At 70.3% G+C, this 15,266-nt stretch carries 31 protein-coding genes; 28 read left to right on the forward strand and 3 right to left on the reverse strand.

The window, feature by feature from the left end; genetic code table 11:
• The first annotated feature begins 9 nt into the window (after positions 1-9).
• The 17 genes from ACFVZH_RS02500 (at position 10) to ACFVZH_RS02580 (ending at position 8,423) form a co-directional block, all read left to right on the forward strand.
• The gene (locus tag ACFVZH_RS02500; protein WP_384891948.1) at positions 10-942 is read left to right on the forward strand and encodes a hypothetical protein; all 933 of its coding nucleotides are present in this window, start codon (positions 10-12) and stop codon (positions 940-942) included.
• Complete coding sequence (locus ACFVZH_RS02505) at positions 939-1,742, forward strand: hypothetical protein (RefSeq protein ID WP_384891951.1); 804 nt, start codon at positions 939-941, stop codon at positions 1,740-1,742. The genes ACFVZH_RS02500 and ACFVZH_RS02505 overlap by 4 nt, the downstream gene beginning before the upstream one ends.
• Complete coding sequence (locus ACFVZH_RS02510) at positions 1,735-2,076, forward strand: hypothetical protein (protein ID WP_384891954.1); 342 nt, start codon at positions 1,735-1,737, stop codon at positions 2,074-2,076. Before ACFVZH_RS02505 ends, ACFVZH_RS02510 begins: the two co-directional genes overlap by 8 nt.
• A complete protein-coding gene (locus ACFVZH_RS02515) occupies positions 2,073-2,381 on the forward strand; it encodes a hypothetical protein (protein ID WP_384891957.1) in 309 nt (102 codons plus the stop codon). Before ACFVZH_RS02510 ends, ACFVZH_RS02515 begins: the two co-directional genes overlap by 4 nt.
• Positions 2,378-2,611, forward strand: coding sequence for a helix-turn-helix domain-containing protein (locus ACFVZH_RS02520; protein WP_384891960.1), 234 nt, complete (start codon positions 2,378-2,380; stop codon positions 2,609-2,611). Before ACFVZH_RS02515 ends, ACFVZH_RS02520 begins: the two co-directional genes overlap by 4 nt.
• Positions 2,612-2,635: 24 nt before the next feature.
• Positions 2,636-3,019: a hypothetical protein gene (locus ACFVZH_RS02525; protein WP_384891963.1), complete on the forward strand. Its 384-nt coding sequence runs from the start codon at positions 2,636-2,638 to the stop codon at positions 3,017-3,019.
• A gap of 78 nt (positions 3,020-3,097) precedes the next feature.
• Positions 3,098-3,622: a hypothetical protein gene (locus ACFVZH_RS02530; protein WP_384891966.1), complete on the forward strand. Its 525-nt coding sequence runs from the start codon at positions 3,098-3,100 to the stop codon at positions 3,620-3,622.
• A 52-nt stretch (positions 3,623-3,674) separates the two neighbouring features.
• Positions 3,675-4,412: a hypothetical protein gene (locus tag ACFVZH_RS02535; protein WP_384891969.1), complete on the forward strand. Its 738-nt coding sequence runs from the start codon at positions 3,675-3,677 to the stop codon at positions 4,410-4,412.
• Complete coding sequence (locus ACFVZH_RS02540; protein ID WP_384891972.1) at positions 4,409-4,744, forward strand: hypothetical protein; 336 nt, start codon at positions 4,409-4,411, stop codon at positions 4,742-4,744. The genes ACFVZH_RS02535 and ACFVZH_RS02540 overlap by 4 nt, the downstream gene beginning before the upstream one ends.
• Positions 4,741-5,058 carry a hypothetical protein gene (locus ACFVZH_RS02545; RefSeq protein ID WP_384891975.1) on the forward strand — a complete coding sequence of 106 codons (318 nt, stop codon included), beginning with the start codon at positions 4,741-4,743 and terminating at the stop codon, positions 5,056-5,058. The genes ACFVZH_RS02540 and ACFVZH_RS02545 overlap by 4 nt, the downstream gene beginning before the upstream one ends.
• Entirely contained in the window at positions 5,055-5,696 is a 642-nt protein-coding gene (locus ACFVZH_RS02550; RefSeq protein ID WP_384891978.1) for a hypothetical protein, read from the forward strand. Before ACFVZH_RS02545 ends, ACFVZH_RS02550 begins: the two co-directional genes overlap by 4 nt.
• Before the next feature lie 54 nt (positions 5,697-5,750).
• Positions 5,751-5,933 (forward strand): hypothetical protein, encoded by a 183-nt coding sequence (locus ACFVZH_RS02555; RefSeq protein ID WP_384891981.1) that lies wholly within the window; start codon positions 5,751-5,753, stop codon positions 5,931-5,933.
• Positions 5,934-5,956: 23 nt separating this feature from the next.
• Entirely contained in the window at positions 5,957-6,286 is a 330-nt protein-coding gene (locus ACFVZH_RS02560) for a LuxR C-terminal-related transcriptional regulator (protein ID WP_384891984.1), read from the forward strand.
• 150 nt (positions 6,287-6,436) lie between these two features.
• A complete protein-coding gene (locus ACFVZH_RS02565; RefSeq protein ID WP_384891986.1) occupies positions 6,437-6,748 on the forward strand; it encodes a hypothetical protein in 312 nt (103 codons plus the stop codon).
• Complete coding sequence (locus ACFVZH_RS02570) at positions 6,745-7,179, forward strand: SLOG family protein (protein WP_384891989.1); 435 nt, start codon at positions 6,745-6,747, stop codon at positions 7,177-7,179. Before ACFVZH_RS02565 ends, ACFVZH_RS02570 begins: the two co-directional genes overlap by 4 nt.
• A 34-nt stretch (positions 7,180-7,213) precedes the next feature.
• The gene (locus ACFVZH_RS02575; RefSeq protein WP_384891992.1) at positions 7,214-7,834 is read left to right on the forward strand and encodes a hypothetical protein; all 621 of its coding nucleotides are present in this window, start codon (positions 7,214-7,216) and stop codon (positions 7,832-7,834) included.
• 46 nt (positions 7,835-7,880) lie between these two features.
• Positions 7,881-8,423: a hypothetical protein gene (locus tag ACFVZH_RS02580; RefSeq protein ID WP_384891995.1), complete on the forward strand. Its 543-nt coding sequence runs from the start codon at positions 7,881-7,883 to the stop codon at positions 8,421-8,423.
• On the opposite strand, the gene ACFVZH_RS02585 is transcribed toward ACFVZH_RS02580, so the two are convergent.
• Both ACFVZH_RS02585 and ACFVZH_RS02590 read right to left on the reverse strand, forming a co-directional pair.
• A complete protein-coding gene (locus tag ACFVZH_RS02585) occupies positions 8,420-8,608 on the reverse strand; it encodes a hypothetical protein (RefSeq protein WP_384891997.1) in 189 nt (62 codons plus the stop codon). The two genes, ACFVZH_RS02580 and ACFVZH_RS02585, sit on opposite strands and share 4 nt — an antisense overlap.
• Positions 8,609-8,690: 82 nt before the next feature.
• Positions 8,691-9,668 (reverse strand): hypothetical protein, encoded by a 978-nt coding sequence (locus ACFVZH_RS02590; RefSeq protein ID WP_384892000.1) that lies wholly within the window; start codon positions 9,666-9,668, stop codon positions 8,691-8,693.
• Positions 9,669-9,690: 22 nt separating this feature from the next.
• Between ACFVZH_RS02590 and ACFVZH_RS02595 the strand changes: the two genes are divergently transcribed.
• Positions 9,691-10,170 carry a helix-turn-helix domain-containing protein gene (locus tag ACFVZH_RS02595; protein WP_384892003.1) on the forward strand — a complete coding sequence of 160 codons (480 nt, stop codon included), beginning with the start codon at positions 9,691-9,693 and terminating at the stop codon, positions 10,168-10,170.
• A gap of 80 nt (positions 10,171-10,250) precedes the next feature.
• On the opposite strand, the gene ACFVZH_RS02600 is transcribed toward ACFVZH_RS02595, so the two are convergent.
• Positions 10,251-10,985 (reverse strand): GntR family transcriptional regulator, encoded by a 735-nt coding sequence (locus tag ACFVZH_RS02600; RefSeq protein WP_384892006.1) that lies wholly within the window; start codon positions 10,983-10,985, stop codon positions 10,251-10,253.
• Between the two features lie 194 nt (positions 10,986-11,179).
• On the opposite strand from ACFVZH_RS02600, the gene ACFVZH_RS02605 reads away from it, so the two are divergent.
• The 10 genes from ACFVZH_RS02605 (at position 11,180) to ACFVZH_RS02650 (ending at position 15,263) form a co-directional block, all read left to right on the forward strand.
• Positions 11,180-11,425 (forward strand): helix-turn-helix domain-containing protein, encoded by a 246-nt coding sequence (locus tag ACFVZH_RS02605; RefSeq protein ID WP_384892009.1) that lies wholly within the window; start codon positions 11,180-11,182, stop codon positions 11,423-11,425.
• The gene (locus tag ACFVZH_RS02610) at positions 11,422-11,703 is read left to right on the forward strand and encodes a hypothetical protein (protein WP_384892012.1); all 282 of its coding nucleotides are present in this window, start codon (positions 11,422-11,424) and stop codon (positions 11,701-11,703) included. The genes ACFVZH_RS02605 and ACFVZH_RS02610 overlap by 4 nt, the downstream gene beginning before the upstream one ends.
• Positions 11,700-11,855: a hypothetical protein gene (locus ACFVZH_RS02615; RefSeq protein ID WP_384892015.1), complete on the forward strand. Its 156-nt coding sequence runs from the start codon at positions 11,700-11,702 to the stop codon at positions 11,853-11,855. The genes ACFVZH_RS02610 and ACFVZH_RS02615 overlap by 4 nt, the downstream gene beginning before the upstream one ends.
• 107 nt (positions 11,856-11,962) lie before the next feature.
• Positions 11,963-12,244, forward strand: a complete 282-nt coding sequence (locus ACFVZH_RS02620; protein ID WP_384892017.1) for a hypothetical protein — start codon at positions 11,963-11,965, stop codon at positions 12,242-12,244.
• Between the two features lie 95 nt (positions 12,245-12,339).
• Positions 12,340-12,561, forward strand: coding sequence for a hypothetical protein (locus ACFVZH_RS02625; protein ID WP_384892020.1), 222 nt, complete (start codon positions 12,340-12,342; stop codon positions 12,559-12,561).
• Entirely contained in the window at positions 12,558-12,728 is a 171-nt protein-coding gene (locus ACFVZH_RS02630; protein WP_384892023.1) for a hypothetical protein, read from the forward strand. Before ACFVZH_RS02625 ends, ACFVZH_RS02630 begins: the two co-directional genes overlap by 4 nt.
• A complete protein-coding gene (locus ACFVZH_RS02635) occupies positions 12,728-13,246 on the forward strand; it encodes a hypothetical protein (RefSeq protein WP_384892026.1) in 519 nt (172 codons plus the stop codon). Before ACFVZH_RS02630 ends, ACFVZH_RS02635 begins: the two co-directional genes overlap by 1 nt.
• Positions 13,247-13,263: 17 nt before the next feature.
• On the forward strand, positions 13,264-13,563 hold the full coding sequence (locus ACFVZH_RS02640; RefSeq protein ID WP_384892029.1) for a hypothetical protein: 300 nt from the start codon (positions 13,264-13,266) through the stop codon (positions 13,561-13,563).
• The gene (locus tag ACFVZH_RS02645; RefSeq protein WP_384892032.1) at positions 13,548-13,787 is read left to right on the forward strand and encodes a hypothetical protein; all 240 of its coding nucleotides are present in this window, start codon (positions 13,548-13,550) and stop codon (positions 13,785-13,787) included. Before ACFVZH_RS02640 ends, ACFVZH_RS02645 begins: the two co-directional genes overlap by 16 nt.
• Positions 13,788-13,808: 21 nt before the next feature.
• The gene (locus tag ACFVZH_RS02650) at positions 13,809-15,263 is read left to right on the forward strand and encodes a hypothetical protein (RefSeq protein ID WP_384892034.1); all 1,455 of its coding nucleotides are present in this window, start codon (positions 13,809-13,811) and stop codon (positions 15,261-15,263) included.
• Positions 15,264-15,266: the final 3 nt, after the last annotated feature.

The raw sequence follows: 15,266 nt of genomic DNA on the forward strand, positions 1-15,266 counted from the left end.
GACCATCCCATGCCCTGGGTCCGCCTGGACGACCGCTTCCCCTCGCACCGCAAGGTGGCGCTCCTGTCCGATCGCGCCTTCCGGCTGCACGTGTCCGCGATCTGCTGGTGCGCCGAGAACCTCACCGACGGACGCATCGGCGACCGCGAGCTTCCCCTCATCACCCACATCCGTGGCATCAAAGCCACCGCCCAACAGCTGCACGAAGCCGGCCTCTGGGACCGCGTCGACAGCGGCTGGATGATCCACGACTACCTCGACTACAACCCGTCCCGCGAGCAGGTGACCGCTGAGCGGAAGAAGAACGCCGAGCGTCAGGAGCGGTTCAGGCAGCGCAGGAACGGCAAGCTGATCCCGGGCTCCCGTAACGGCAGTAGTAACGGCGTTACGGAAAACGGCGAATCGCATGCCGACGACAGCAACGCGACACGACGGCGACACGACGGCGACACGAACACGCCTTCAAAGCGATCCGTTCCAGAACAAGAAGAGCAGGTCAGCGAGTTTCGTAACGGCGTTACTAACGGCGCCCCGACCCGACCCGTACCCCAACCCCTATCTATGGCTGATGTAGATGGGGGAGGTGCAGGTAGTAGAAGCGCCGACCACGCCGCTTTCGCGGCGCCCGCCATCGAGGTCGACGGCTTCCAGCTGACCGACTCCATGCGCCGCTGGGCCGCTGCCACCTACCCCGGCATCAACGTCGAACACGCCACCGCCCAGTTCGTCAGCCACTACCGATCCACCGGCGCCCGCCGTAAGAGCTGGCCCGACGCCTGGCAGAAGTGGATCCGCGACGACGCGCAGCGTGCCGCCCAACGCCAGCCGACCGGCAACGTCATCCAGCTCCCCTCCGGCCAGACCCTCACCGGCACCGACGCCAAAGTCGCCGGCTGGGCCGCCATTGCCAACCAGCTCCGCCAGGAAGGAGATCCCGCATGAACTCCGACGAGGCCGCGATCCTCCTCGGCTACTGCGCCGCCTTCGACAACCGCGGCCCGTCCGTTGTTGCCGCGCAGGCATGGGGCGCCGCCCTCCACGACGTCCCGCTCGATCAGGACGCCAAGGACGCCATTGCCGCCTACTACACGACCACCCCCAAGGACCCCAACCAGCGCCTGTGGATCCTGCCGCACCACGTCCGCACCCTCCGCTCCAAGATCCGGTCCGCCCGGTTGGAGAACTTCCAGTACGAACCGCGCCCCGACGAGACCACCGGCGAGTACCTCGCCCGGTACCGCGGCCAAGTCCAGGCCATCGCCAGCGGACGCTTCCCCGCCCCCACCGGCAGGCTCCAGCTCGAAGGCGCACCGTCCCCCGACTTCATGCGGGAGCTCGAAGCACGCGGCTGGCAGGGCAACCGACCCGTGCCCGACGACGAGGATGCCGCCATCCCGCGGCCCCGGCTTGCCGACACCGTCCGCCGCCCCGGACCGCTCGGCGTCGTATGCCCCGCGTGCTCGGCCGAACTCGGCCGCCCCTGCAAGGGACCCGTCGCCACCGCCATGCACCCGCTGGGCAAGCCGCTCGCCAAGCCACACACCGCCCGCCGGCGGGCCGCAGCCGGCGAACCGGAAGCCGATTCCGCCCGGCTGGCCGCCGAGGAAGACCGCGTCCGCGAAGCCTCGCGCCTGGCCCTGGCCCGCATCGAAGCCGAGCAGGCCGAGCGGGAAGCCAAGGCCGCAGCCGAACGGGCCATCCCGGACGCCGAGATCGTCGAGGAGGAGAACCCCGATGAGTGACCTCACCCCCGAGGACATCGCCGCCATCCGCAAGGAAGAAGGCGCTGCAGGCATCCGCGCCCTCATGCGGGCCCAGCTGGCCATCGGCAAGGCCCGCCGCGACCAGCCCGCCATTCCGGCCCCCAGACGGCCCACAGGCCGCCCGCCCGGCGCCTGGCCCTCCGGCACCGGCCCCGTCGCGCGGCCATCCCGGCACACCGCCGCCGACTGGACCCGGGCCCTTGACGAGTACCGCGTGTGGCTCCGCACCGCCGACCACCTCGAGGACATGGACGAAGGCCAGATGTGCGGCTGCACCGGCTGCACCCCGCCCACCATGAAGGAGGACCAGTGACCATCCGCCCCAACGCCCCGATGCCCATCGAACTCCGCCACTTCATGCGAGCCGGCCAGCACCCCTCCCGATCCGTCGCCTGCCCCCACTGCGGTGCCGCCCCCCACCGGCCCTGCCGCGTACCCGCCACCGGCCGCACCCTCGACGAGACGCACCCCGCCCGCCGCTCCATCTGGGCCGAGGCGACCGCCGTCTGCCCCCACTGCCAGGTCGCGCCCGGCACGCCCTGCCACGCTGACGGCTTCCCGCTGCCCGACCTTGTTCACGCCCGCCGGTTCCTTGAGGCAGAGGAGATGGCTGCGTGAAGATCCGCCCCGACATTGCCGCCCTCGTCCGCGACGGTCACAGCGACGCCTCCATCGCCCTTCGCCTCGGCTGCGACCGCAGCACCGTCGGCAAGACCCGCCGGGCCCTCAGCCAGGCAGCCGCCCGGCGGATCGACGAGTGCCAGCCCAGACGGATGCCGACCTCGCCCGCACAGCAAGCCGCCAACCGGGCAGCCCTCCTCGCCGCCCTTCGCACCCCCGCCGCCTGACCCGCCCACCACGAAGGAGACACCGTGCCTGACCAGCCCGCCCGCCCCGCGATGACGATGAGCGAGATTCGCACCGCCCTGGGCTACACCGAGCCGCCCGTCCTCGTCGAAGTCACCCGCTACGAGGTATCCGTCCTCCCGCGTGACGACATCAACCGGAAGTACTTCACCCTCTTCGTCGACAACCGCGGCGACGGCCGCTGGTCGGTCAACGACGGACACGGCTGCTACGCCGCCGACGGCACCTGGGCGGCTGGCATGAAGCCTTTCCACCTGGACGGCTGGGAGAACAGCCACCGCTTCTCCCTGGACGAGGCCCTGACCCTCGCGAAGCGCCTCGCGCCGTCCGTGAGCGTCAACGGCCATACCGCGGCCGAGGCGTACCGCCGCACGCACCCGGACGCCTGACTCCGCACGCAAGCCGGCCGTCCCGCAGTCGAAGTGCGGGACGGCCACCCACAGCATCCCACCCCAAGGAGCAGACCCGTGATCGATCCCCGTACCGCCGCCCGCGTCGAAGCAGCACGTGCCGAGCTGGAGGCCGGATTCACCACCGAGGAGTGGGCAGTTGGCAGCGTCCTCTGCCCCGCCGGCGCGAAGTGCACCGCCCAGACGGCGATGCCGAGCCTGTTCAAGCTGCTGAAGAACGGGCGCGTGCCGATGCACCGCGGCTTCCTCGGCAAGGCGTGCGACGGCGCCCACCAGAAGCCCACGACGCCGCCGCTCCGCCTCCGCCCGACCCTCTGTGGCACGCCTTCCCTGCACGGCGGCCACACCTGCGTTCTCCACCAGGGCCACCCCGGCCTCCACGCCAACAAGACCCTTGCCGAGGTCACTCCGAACGGTGAGCGGATCGTCTGGCAGATCCTCGACGACGCCGACGACCGCGTCTGCGGCGACCAGTACGACGGCGAGGAGTGCGAGCTGGAGCCCGGCCACGCGGGCGGCCACATCGCCGGAAACCTCGGCTGGTCCTACGGCCGCGCGACGAACGCATACCGCACCGCCTGACCTTCGCCGCCGGGCTGTCCTCCGGGACAGCCCCCACCAACAGGAGCCACACATGACCTACGAGTACCGCAACCCCGTCAACGGCGACCGCATCGCCGCCGTCCCGCTCGACGACGACGTCTGGCTCAAGACGACGGCCAAGGGCTGCCTCGTCCCGCCCGACCGCGTCGAGGAGCTGGTCGCCGGGATCCGGGACGCCGCCCGCACGGACGCCGCCCGCCAGACCCCCGCCGCCCCGGCCGCCAAGCCCGTCCCCTGCGGCCAGTGCGGCGCCCCCTGGTCCGACAGCCACGGCCAGCCCGGTGACCGGTGCACGCCGGGCAACGGGCAGGACGGCGGCGAGCGCCTGGCCGAGCTGGAAACCGAGATCGCGCGGTTGCACGACAAGCACAAGGCCAGCCTCCAGCACGCCGATCAGGTCAACAACGAGCTGATGCAGGAAGTCCAGCGGTACGCCGAGGGCGCCGATCGCCCGGTCCTGTGGTCGGTCTACAACCAGATGCACAACCGGGCGCTCGCCGCCGAGGCCAAGCTTGCTGCCACTGTCCCCGCTGTCGGGCAGCCGGCCGAAGCACAGGCCACCGACAGCGCCCGCGCCCGACTGGCAGCCCTCGTTGGCTACGAGCCCGGCGAGCAAGACGCCGAGTTCGAGAGGCGCGTTGACGCCCTCATCGCGGCATCGCTCCACGAGGCCGCGCGCCGCATGGAGAACGCCGGGTACGACGACGACGCCGTCAACTTCCTCGACCTTCTGGCCACCCGCCAGACCGCGGAGGACGAGACCCGATGACCGACGACATGCGACTCCAGATCGTCCTCCGCGAAATCAACCAGGGCGCCCTCGCCGGAATGCAGTCCGAGATCAGCGAACAGGCCGCGGACCTCGTCCTGGCCGCACTCGACCGCTACGACAACTGGGCCGCCGCCGGTCCCGATGCCCGCCTCGCCCGCATCGCCGAGGCCCACAGCAAGGACAGCGGACCCGGCGGGCTCACGTCTGGCGACTGCACCGAATGCAGCCACCGCTGGCCCTGTCCCACCAACGCCTGGGCCACCACGACCCGTGACCCGCTCGCCACCTGGGACCCCGCCGACGACGAGACCGAGGAGGCCCGCTCATGACCACCCCCGCCTGCGAGCTTCATGTCGCTGCCGAGAAGCTCCGCGAGCACGCCACCGCAGCCGAAACCGACGTCGACACCAACCCCGACTGGTACGCCAACGGCGTCCGCAACGGCCTCGGCGGCCCCTCCGGTGAACTGGCAGCAGTCATGGGGCCCGGAGTCGCCCAGGCCGTCGCCCAGTGGCTGGCCGAGACCGCGAACGAGGTCACCGCAGCCGAGGGCACCGAGTACGAACTCCTTGCCCACGAGCCCGACAACAGCTGGACCGCCGCGCTCGCCGTCGCCCGCGCCATCAACGGGACCGCCCGATGACCCAGACCCCGGACCGGCCCGGCATCGACCACATCACCAGCGACGGACTCGACCAGCTGCACGCCGACCTCGACCGGCACGAAGAGGTCCAGGGCGAGATGAACGAGCGGGCGATCGACCTCACCCGTGCGCTCGCCCGAGCCGAGGCCGAGATCGAGCGGATGGAGATCCTCGTCGCCGCCAGCAGCGAGGACGGACAAGCCGTTCGGATGGCCGGGCGGTTCGCCGAGAAGGCAAACGAGCAGCGGGCCCGCGCCGAGCAGGCCGAGGCCGAGCGCGATCGGCTCGCAGCCGAGCTCGACAACCTCCGCCACCCCGAGACCTTCAACGGCGCCATCAACGACATCGGCGACCTGTACGCCATCCACCAGGCCATCACCGACAGCGGCGGCGAACTGACCCGCCCCGTTCACCGCGCCCTCGACGCGCTCCGTAGCCGCTGGGACCTCGCACTGCGCCACGAGCAGCAGCGGAAGCAGCGGGCCGAGGCCACCCTCACCGCCGTCCGCGAGCTCCACGACCGCTGGGAGCACGACGCCAACGTCTGCGCCGTCTGCGTTGACGGCTACGGAACCCCGGTCCTCTACCCCTGCCCGACCACCGTCCTCCTCGACCAGCCCGGCCAGACCCCCACGTAACCCCAGACCGGGGCGCGCCATATCCGGCGCGCCCCCACCCCGCAAGGAGCCCGAATGACCGGCATCCAGGAACCGCTGTGGCACGACGGATGGGAAGCCGAAGCCGACGCCAAGGCACCAGCCCCCCGGCCGACCCCCCGACGCGTGAGCCGCACCGTTCCCGCCGACTACGGGCGATCCGGCAGCCGGCGGGAGATACCACGGCGGAACGTGATCAACGTCTGTGCGGGGCTGTGATGGCCAGGCCCGCGCCGGAGGACGTGAGCGATGCTCTCGAAAGGCGAGAGGTCGAGCTTCTGGAACGCCTTGGCCGCGGCGAGACCACCGAGGAGATTGCCGTCGCCTGGCGCATGAAGCCCTCGTCTATCCGGACTGTGGCCGAGCGCATGCGCCGCAAGATCGGAGCGAAGTCCAACGAACACGCCGTCCTCCTCGCCTGCCAGGCCGGGATCCTCGACGGCCGACCACAGCGTCACGGCGACCACGCCGGCTACGAAGCGCATCGGCGCCGCGGCGAAGTCATCTGCGAGCGCTGCCGGATCGGCGAACGAGCCCACCGCGCCGCCATGAAGAAGCGCACCCGCACCTAGCCCCTGAACCAGAACAGGCCCGAGAAGGCCCCTGAAGGCCCCTCTCGCGTCCTCGCAGCCGCTCGACAGACTCCGCGACGTCGGGCCCAGAGAACGCCAGAGAGGCGCACAGCCCCGCCGATCCGCCAACGACGCCCGAAAGGAACCGAAATGACCGAGCCTCCCGAACCCGCCGCTGCCATCCTCGACACCCTCTCCACCGCTCTCAACGCCGCCGGCTACTGGCTCCCCATCGACGGCAAGAAGGCCGTCGCCGAAGCCCTGCTGCAGTACCGCAGCGACGAGGTGGAGAAGTGGCGGCGCAGGGCCGCCCGTCGAGCCATCGAGCTCGGCCGCGCCGAACGCACCCTCGAACTCGCCGCCGCCACAGCCCGCAGCTGGGCCGACGACCACAACGGCGCCGATTGTGCACGAGCCGTACTCGACGCACTCACCGCCTACCCCGCCAAGGAGACGCCGTGAAGCCCTACCGGATGCTCGTCACCGGCTCCCGCGACTGGGACGACGTCCCCGGGATCGGGGCAGCCCTGGAGGAGGCTCTCCGCGTCGCCGGCCCGCGCCCGCTCCTCGTCGTCCACGGCGACTGCCCCTCCGGCGCTGACTGGCACGCCGACCACTACGCGCGCTGGCTCCGCGGCAAGGGCCGCAAAGTCGACGTCGAACAGCACCCCGCCCAAGGCCATCCGACACAGGACTTCGGACCCTGGCCCGGAGCCGGACCGCGCCGGAACGCGTTCATGGTCAGCCTCGGCGCCGACCTATGTCTGGCCTTCATTGGACCGTGCACCAGCCCCCGCTGCCGACGGACGGAGCCTCACCCCTCGCATGGGGCCAGCGGCTGCGCCGACCTCGCCGAAGCCGCCGGCATCCCCACCCGACGCATCACCGCCTGACCGTCCCGCCCGCACCGCCGCAAGGAGAGCCGCCGTGAACGACCTCGCCACCTGCACCTGCTGCCGCCGCGATCTCCGCGACTACGAAACCGGCCGGTACGCCTGCACGCCGTGCGAAGACCGCATCGCCGTCCAGCTCGGCGCCATCCCCGGCCTGTTCGAGCGACTCGACGACCATCTCGCACGCGGATCCGCAGGCGCAGGCCCGGCCGTCTCCGGCAGCAAGACCGCCCCCGCGCCCTGCCGCATCGACGTCCTGAACCTGCGCACCGCCGCAGGACCTGTGCTCGCCCCGCTGGAGACCTGGGTTCGTGACTGGGCCGAAGCCGGATACGCGGAGATCGGCGAACGTGGCAGCTCCGTCGCCCGAGTCACCCACGCCTGCCGGACACTGCGCTTCAACCTGTCCCAGGCCGTCGCCAGGCATGAGGCCATGGACGAGTTCGCCGGCGAGGTGGCTGCGATCTGGCGCACTCTCAGCCGCATCGTCGAAGGCGAGACCCCGCCCCGTCGCATCGCCGTCACCTGCCCGTGCGAGCAGACCCTCCGCATCACCCTCGACACCCGCGGCGAGACCTGCCCCCGATGCCAGACCGAGTACGGGCACAGTGAGGTGCTGCGGCTGCCGCTGGCGGAGAGGCGGGCGGCAGCGTAGGGGCTAGCCTTCCTCCGCCCAGAAGCACTGGGCGGAGGAGGGGAACATGCTCGGCCTGCAGGAGATATTCGACTGGCTGGACTCAGACAAGGCCAGTGCGATCGGAACGGTGGCAGCGGTGGTCGTGGCTCTCGGTCTTGCCGTCAACGAAAGCCGTCGGCGACGCCTCGACAAGGAGGACGCAGACGCCGGCCAAGCGCGACTGATCACAGTCCATCGGCACCCGCAGGGGTACGTCATCACCAATCACAGCATGGCCCCCATCCTCGCGCTCAAGATCGTGAAGGTGGAGATCATTGAAGACGGCGCCGCAGCATGGGAGGCGGGCTCCGACGACGACAGCGAAGACGGGGCGGCCTCTGAGGTTCTGGCCGCCGGCGCATACAAGCTCATGGGGGTCACCAGCTTTCGACGCCCGGGAAGCAGCGAGGTCAACCTGCAGCGGCGCCTCGCTCGCGACGACGCTCTGAAGTGCACCTTCGCCTTCACGGACGCGCAAGGGCTCCGATGGAAGCGAGTGCACCAACAGCAGCCCGAGCGCGTCCTTGACGAACGTGCCGGATGGCGCCGGTTGCTCATCTGGCGCTAGCCGTCCCCTGGCAGCCGCCGTGCCAGCTCCGACGCGAGCTGGCCGGCCGCCGCACCCCGCGGGGAGAGGTCCAACTGCTCCAGCAGGAACAGGTGCCGGACCGCGTCACGGGCCTCCGCGGCAGTCAGCAGCGGAAGACGAGGGGCGGGCGGGTAGTCGGCGGTTACGGGCTCGGGAGTCTCCACAGCAGCACAACCTGAGCAGCAGGCGGCAGGACACGACGAAGCCCGCCACCTTTTCGGGTGGCGGGCTCGTTCGCGTGTGGGGTCAGGCGGTCATGCGCAGCTGGCCGTTGCCCTCGAAGTCGTCGATCAGGTCGGCGATCTCCGCGTAGACCTGCTCCAGGATCGGGCGGTCGTCCTCCGTGTACACGGCGACCTGGTCGATGCGCGAGCCGGCCGGGCCCGGGATCTTCTCCGGCCGCCGCCCGTGGACCTTGAAGTACCGGTTCGAGACCCGCAGGCCGAAGCCGCCCTGAAACTTCGCGATCGTCTTCGGCTTGTGCCCCTTCTCGGCGAGGAACGTCGACGCGTACAGCGGCGTCTCCGACGACTCCAGCTCGGGCCGCTCGCCCATCACGCGGGCCATGATGACCTTGCCCGTCGCGGTGGCGTAAGCCTCCGGCAGGACCGGGCGGAGGATCGACAGGATCTCCGCCTGCTCCCGGTACGGCACCGGGCCGGCAGCGGCCGTGATCTCGCGGGACTGTGGGAGGGGTGCCACCTCTGCCTGGCGGGTCTTGACGGCGAAGTAGACGAGCGCCGCTCGAATCTCCTGCTTGCGGGAGTCTCCTCGCATGGCGGTCAGGTAGGCCGCATAGCGCGAGAGTGAGAGGTCCGAGACCGCGCGGTTCTGCCCTCGCGCATTCGTGGTGATCTTCTCGCTGTCGGCAATCTGAGACCGAGCCGCCTCCTCGCCGTGCTCCGCAGCGATGACGGCGCGCGCCTGCTCGACGGCCTCGGTGAAGTTCCCCCAGCGGGTGTAGCCAAGGAACGGCATCAGCTCGCGGGCGGACCAGGACTCGCCGCCGTCCTCGGCGGTGTGCTTGATGGCATCGAACGGGGATGGGTCCTGACGTGCGACCATGGTCATGGTCTCTCCGATCTGTGGACACAGTGGATTGATCGATGGGCTCACCCGGTTCTTGGCGGTTCGGGGTGGGCCCGCAGTCTTGAAGGTAGGCATTAGCTTGGCGCCGTGCAAGCTGTTCTCTATTTTCTGAAGCTTTAACTTGGCATAGGCCATGCCTCAGGTGCACCATTTAGCCATGGAGCAGAACTGGAAGGTCGTCGCCGAGGCGCTCAGGGCGTCACGATTGGCGCAAGGGTGGTCGCAAGAAGAGCTGGCCACGAGGGCCAACACCTCTCGCGCCACCATCCAGAACCTGGAGTACGGGCCGGCTCGCAAGCGCATCAGCCGGAAGCTGCAGGACGTAACTGAAGCGCTCGGCTGGCCGCCCGGCCACGTGGGCGCCCTGCTTGCCGGCGCCGCAGCAGGTCTGCCGAACGGAAGCCCGGAGCCCGCCCCGACACCTCAACGCTCAGACCTTCCGCTGGCCGTGGCCCGCGAGCTAGGCGCCGGTGATCTCCTCGACACCCAGGTTCTCGACCTGGGCGGCTCGGACGCCCGAATGATCGTCGTCGTCCGCGCAGCAGACGGGGCAACCCCTGAGCAGATTGAGCAGGCTCTCGAGCAGTGGCGTCACGTCCAGCAGAACCTTCAGGTCGGCGAGACTCACGCCGGCTAGCCCAAGCACGATGAAGGCCCCGCCATTACCGGCGGGGCCTTCAGTGCGTGCGGCGAGGTCTTGCTCATCCGCCTGCCGCCCTACTCGACGGAGGACTCGGTGACCCAGCTCCGCCGGGGGGCGTGCCAGTCGACGGCGTACTCGGTCGGCTCGCCGTCCTGGTCGACGTAGCGGTTGGTGACCTTGAGGACTCGCTCGCCAGGCTCGGCGTCCAGTTGGGAGGCGACATCGTCAGGCACGGAGTCCACCGAGTGCGTCTCGCGCTGCTGGGTCGCCCGTCGCCCGGTCTGGTCTTCGATGTAACCCATGGTCATCTTCGGCAGCCTCCCGGGCTCCGCGAATGCGGGCAGTTGCTCAGCGAGCGCGGCCGTGACCCACGTGGTGGAGACGACGGACACGCCTACGCCGTCGATGTAGCGGCGACGGCGGAGTACGACGCCATCACCGGCCTGGATCCCGAGGGCGTCGGCAACTTCCTGGCCGGCTGACTCGGCGCGAGCCTCGACGAACTCGACCGTCTCACCGTCGAGCAGGCCGCTGCCGCCGCTGCGCACCATGCCGATACGGCTTGCACCCTGCGTTAGCGGCGCTTGGGTCCGGACCAGAGTGCGCCGCCCTGGCGAAGTGTCGGCCCACCCTTCATCCCGAAGTGTGCCGAGTACGCGTGCCGCTGTTGCGCTGCTGATCCCCTTAGCGTCGACGATCTCGCGCGCCGAGGGGATCGCGTCGCCAGGCTGCAGTTCCCCGCTCTTGATGCGTTCGATGATCTCGTTGGCGACCTGCCGATACGCCGGCAGTCGTGGAGGGGTACTCACTATCCGAACTCTCCCGTCTTAAGTTTCTTAGAGAACCTGCTTGACTCCACCAAGAGTCTTAAGACATCGTAGTGCCATGCCCGCCGGAACGACAGGTTGGGATAAGTCAGACACGGCAAAGGCCCCGACGGGGGTTCTCAGTGCTACGAACACTGAGCCCGTCGAGGCCACGCATCTGGAATCTGGAGAAACCGATGCAGGAGAACTCTACCCCGGAGGCGGTCGAATCCGTCCCCGAAATCGCCCCGCTCCGAGCCAAGCAGGTTGCCGCCGCGCTGCGTGTGGACGTGTCGACGGTCTACCTCGCGATCCGCCAGGGTGACCTCCCCGCCTACCGCCAGGGTGCCGGCCGCGGCACGATCCGCATCAGTCGTGCCGCCTTCGAGCAGTACCTCGCCGAGCGCGGCATCCCCGTCGGCGATCTGGCGGTGGCCTCGTGAACGCCCCGAAGCTCACCGTCGACCGCCTGCTCTCGGCCCCGCTGCCGGAGCTGCTGGCCGAGGTCGGCGCCGAGCTCGTCGACTCGACGACCGGTGACGACACCACGCTCGGCAAGATCGAGGGCCGCCCCGGTGCCGCCCGCCTGACGATGCCGACGGGGCGCTCCGACTTCGAGCGCGACACGATCGCCCGGATCCTGGTCGGCAAGCTGCACGGCGCCCCGCTGCGCCCGGTCCCCGCCTCGCTGGACGTCCGCACCTACGGCGGCACCCAGTGATCGCCCCGGCGCCCGGTCGCACGCTGATCCTCGTCGGCCGCAAGACGGGCCGCGAACGGTTCGCTATCGACTGCCCGTCGATGACCGACGAGGAGCGCGAGGAACTCTCCCGCAAGCTCTCCGAGGTCAACAAGCGCAGCTCCGGCCGCTAGCCGTAGAGCCGCACCACCCCTTAGCCGCCGGGGTCGGCGGTCCATCCCCCTGCCGACCGGCCCCGGCACTCCACCCCATCCGCACCTCTGCCACGAGGAGATTCGCCATGCCCGCTTCCACGAGCGAGATCATCGAGCCCGGCCTCTACGACTACGAGCTGACCGTCAAGTTCCCGAGCGTCTACATCCCCGAGCACACACCGCCGCAGTTCCGTAACTCCGCCGCCATGGAGACGACGCGCACCCGCTGGATCTCGGGCCAGTTCAACCTGACCGAGCGCGTGGCCCGCGAGGCGATCCGCGACCACTTCGTCCGCCAGTCGTGCGAGGACGTGGACCTCTGCCTGGTCGACGTGACCCGCTTCGACCTGACGCTCGTCACCTCCTGACCCACCCAGCCCCGGACCCGGCGTGACGCCGCCGGATCGAATTCGGCCCGGGGCACTCCACCCGACCATCCCGCACATCCCGAAGGAGCCCCGCCATGCCCACGTTGACCCTGATCAAGATGCCGCTGGAGTCCGAGCTGGCCTGGGCCGAGCGCGACGCCCGCCTCCAGATCATCACCAACTACGTCACCGCCGCCACCGAGTCCGAGGCCACCGCCGCCCGCTGGGAGGCCGTCCGCTACGACCGCGCCAACCCCGGCGCCTCCTCCCTCGTCGCCGAACTCGACGCCCACGACCACCAGCCCGCCGCCGCGTGATGGTCACCCGCGACCAGGCCCTCGCCGCCGCCCAGCAGATCCTCGCCGCGACCGCCGCCGACAAGGCACAGGCCGACCGGCACGGCGGAGACCCGGCCCTCGACAGCGCTCACGACGCGGCTCTCGACCTCGCCCGCCTCGTGGCCGACACCCGAAAGGCCGCCTGATGCGAATCACCCCGTTCAAGCTCGGCGCCCAGCACCAGCCCGGGTTCGCCCGAGTCGAGGCGGTCGCCGCCAACTGCTCCGGCATCGTCATCCGCGAGCTCCGCCAGGGCACCGGCCACGTCGACATCCTCGTCACCGACCGCCGCCACTTCGCCGAGGCTGTCGTGACCGTCGAGCAGGAGGCCATCGGTGCGACCAGCCGGCCCCTGTTCAGCGACGGCTACGACAACTGGGGCTACACCACCGTCTCCGCCCGCGGCGCCGTCATGGTCATCGACGTCGAGTCCTGCCGCACCCGCCGCGAGATCGACCGCACCCTCATCCACGAGCACGTCCACGCCGCCCAGCTCCGACGCCCCGGCATCCGCGACAACGTCCTCGCCGGCCTCCGCAACAACTACGGGATCTCCCAGCTCACCACGCGTGAAGCCCGCCGCCTGAACCGGCAGGTCGCCGCCCACGAACGCGAAGCCGCCCGCTACGAGCGGTTCGAACGCCAGCTCCGCGACTTCTACTGACCCGAAAGGAGCCCGCCATGGGCTGGTACATCTCGCACGGCGGCACCCGCCACGGCTACTCGTACAGCGGCGTGGACGAGCTCGTTCACCGCTGCAGCGGCATCCTGACCCGCAGTGACCAGCGCGACGTGGCCGCGGTCATGCGCCCCGGCTCCGGTGACCCCTTCGAGGTCGGCCCGAAGCAGGCCCGGAAGGTCGGCGACGCGCTGCTCCTCGCGGCTGGCTACCTCCCCAAGGAGTGGGCCGACATGGCCAAGCAGATCGGCCAGTCCGCTCTTCGCGCGGCCAGCGCCAACCAGCCGTGGGCGTGGTCCTGATGGGCGTCGGCATCGACTGGCGCCAGTTCGCGAAGCAGCTGCGCGGCTTCGGTTTCTTCGGCTGCTTCGCCTGGATCTTCGGCCTGCAGGTCCCCGCCTGGCTGCGAGTCCTCCTCGTCGTCCTCGCGGTCGTCTCCGCCCTCGCTGTCAGCGCCGAGCCCGGCGCCATTACCGCCCGCCTCATCAAGCCCAGCCCCATCCCGCCGCAGCACACCCCCGCCTAACCCCCGAAGGGAATGATCAACGTGAGCGGCACGTCGTTCACCGAGCAGTCCGCGAACGCGGAGAAGACCCGGATCGAGGCCCAGAGTGCCGCGGCCGACGCCGAAGCCGACCGCCGCCGGCGCGAAGCCCTCGACGCCCCCAAGCTCGCCGCCGCCAAGGCCAAGGCCGAGGAGATCGAGCGCAACGCCCAGGCCGCCCGGGAAGAGCAGGCCAAGCAGCAGGCCGCGGATCTCGCCGTCGAGCAGGCCGAGCGTCGGCGCAGCCTCGCGGGCAAGAAGCTCGACACGCAGGCCGCCAAGGCCGTCAAGTACTTCGCGCTCGTCTGCTTCCTCGTCGCCCTGCCCCTGCAGATCCGGGCCTTCTGGGACCCGGAGCGGCCCTGGAATGCGGCTCTGCCGGTCATGCTGGAGTCCGCGGCCTGGGTGACGCTCCGCCTCGTCGAAGCCGCCATCGCGAACCGGCGGGTCGCCTGGCCCTACCTGGCCGCCACCGCCGTCTTCGCGTCCATCGCGGCCGCGATCAACGTCACCGACGGTGCGACGCACCCCGAGATCGGCCTCGTGTTCGGTCTCGTCGGCGGCCTTGCCTCCCTCGCCGGCCCCGGCGTGTGGACGATCCACAAGTTCGGCGACCGCGCCAAGCATGCCAAGGCCACCCGCGCCGAACGTAAGACCGCCGAAGCCGCCGCGAAGCAGGCCGAGGCCGAGCGCGACGCCAAGAAGATCGAAGCCGACTCCAAGCGGCAGATCGAGAACGACCGCCGAGCCGCCCACGAAGCGAAGGCGACCGCCGACAAGCAGGCAGCCGACGCCGCCCTCGCCGCCCAGGACGAGCAGCGCCGCACCTGCTACCCCGAAGCCTGGAAGCAGTACGAGCTGATCCTCGCCGCAGCCCCCCTCGGAACCATCAGCCGGGACCGCGCCTGGGACGAAGCCCGCCGCGCCGCCGCCCACCCTGACGTCTGGGACCGCTACCAAATCTTCGCCCTCAACGCCGCCGGCAACGTCAAGTCGAGCGACCTGTGGGCCGCCGCCTGGAAGTCCGTGAAGGGACTTCCGCTCGGCCAGACCATCGAGACCCTCGCGTCCGAACTCGCGGCCCGCGAGTACGTCGACCAGGTCGTCGCAGAGCACCTCGACACCGCCGGACACCTCGCCGTCGAGGGGCTCCTCGCGGACATCTTCGAAGGCGGCTCAGAGGGCGGCGGAGCCCCGGCAAAGGGCAAGCCTAAGCAGCCGTCCGGAGGTCCGGCCGAAGGGGCTGGAGGCCAAGTGAATATTGGCCAGGACGGTACTGAGGCCCCGCGCTACAAGCACAACACCGAGCCCCTCGCCGAGGCTGACCTCGACGCCGCCCGGAAGCTCCACGACGCCGCCCCGGAGAAGTTCTCCACCCCGGCCGTCACCAAGCTCCTCGGCAAGTCCAGCAACTACGCCAAGCGCATCCGCGACGCCATCAAGTCCGAGCAGAGCTGAGGC

This window comes from Streptomyces sp. NPDC059534 (assembly GCF_042743475.1).
Lineage (GTDB): Bacteria > Actinomycetota > Actinomycetes > Streptomycetales > Streptomycetaceae > Streptomyces.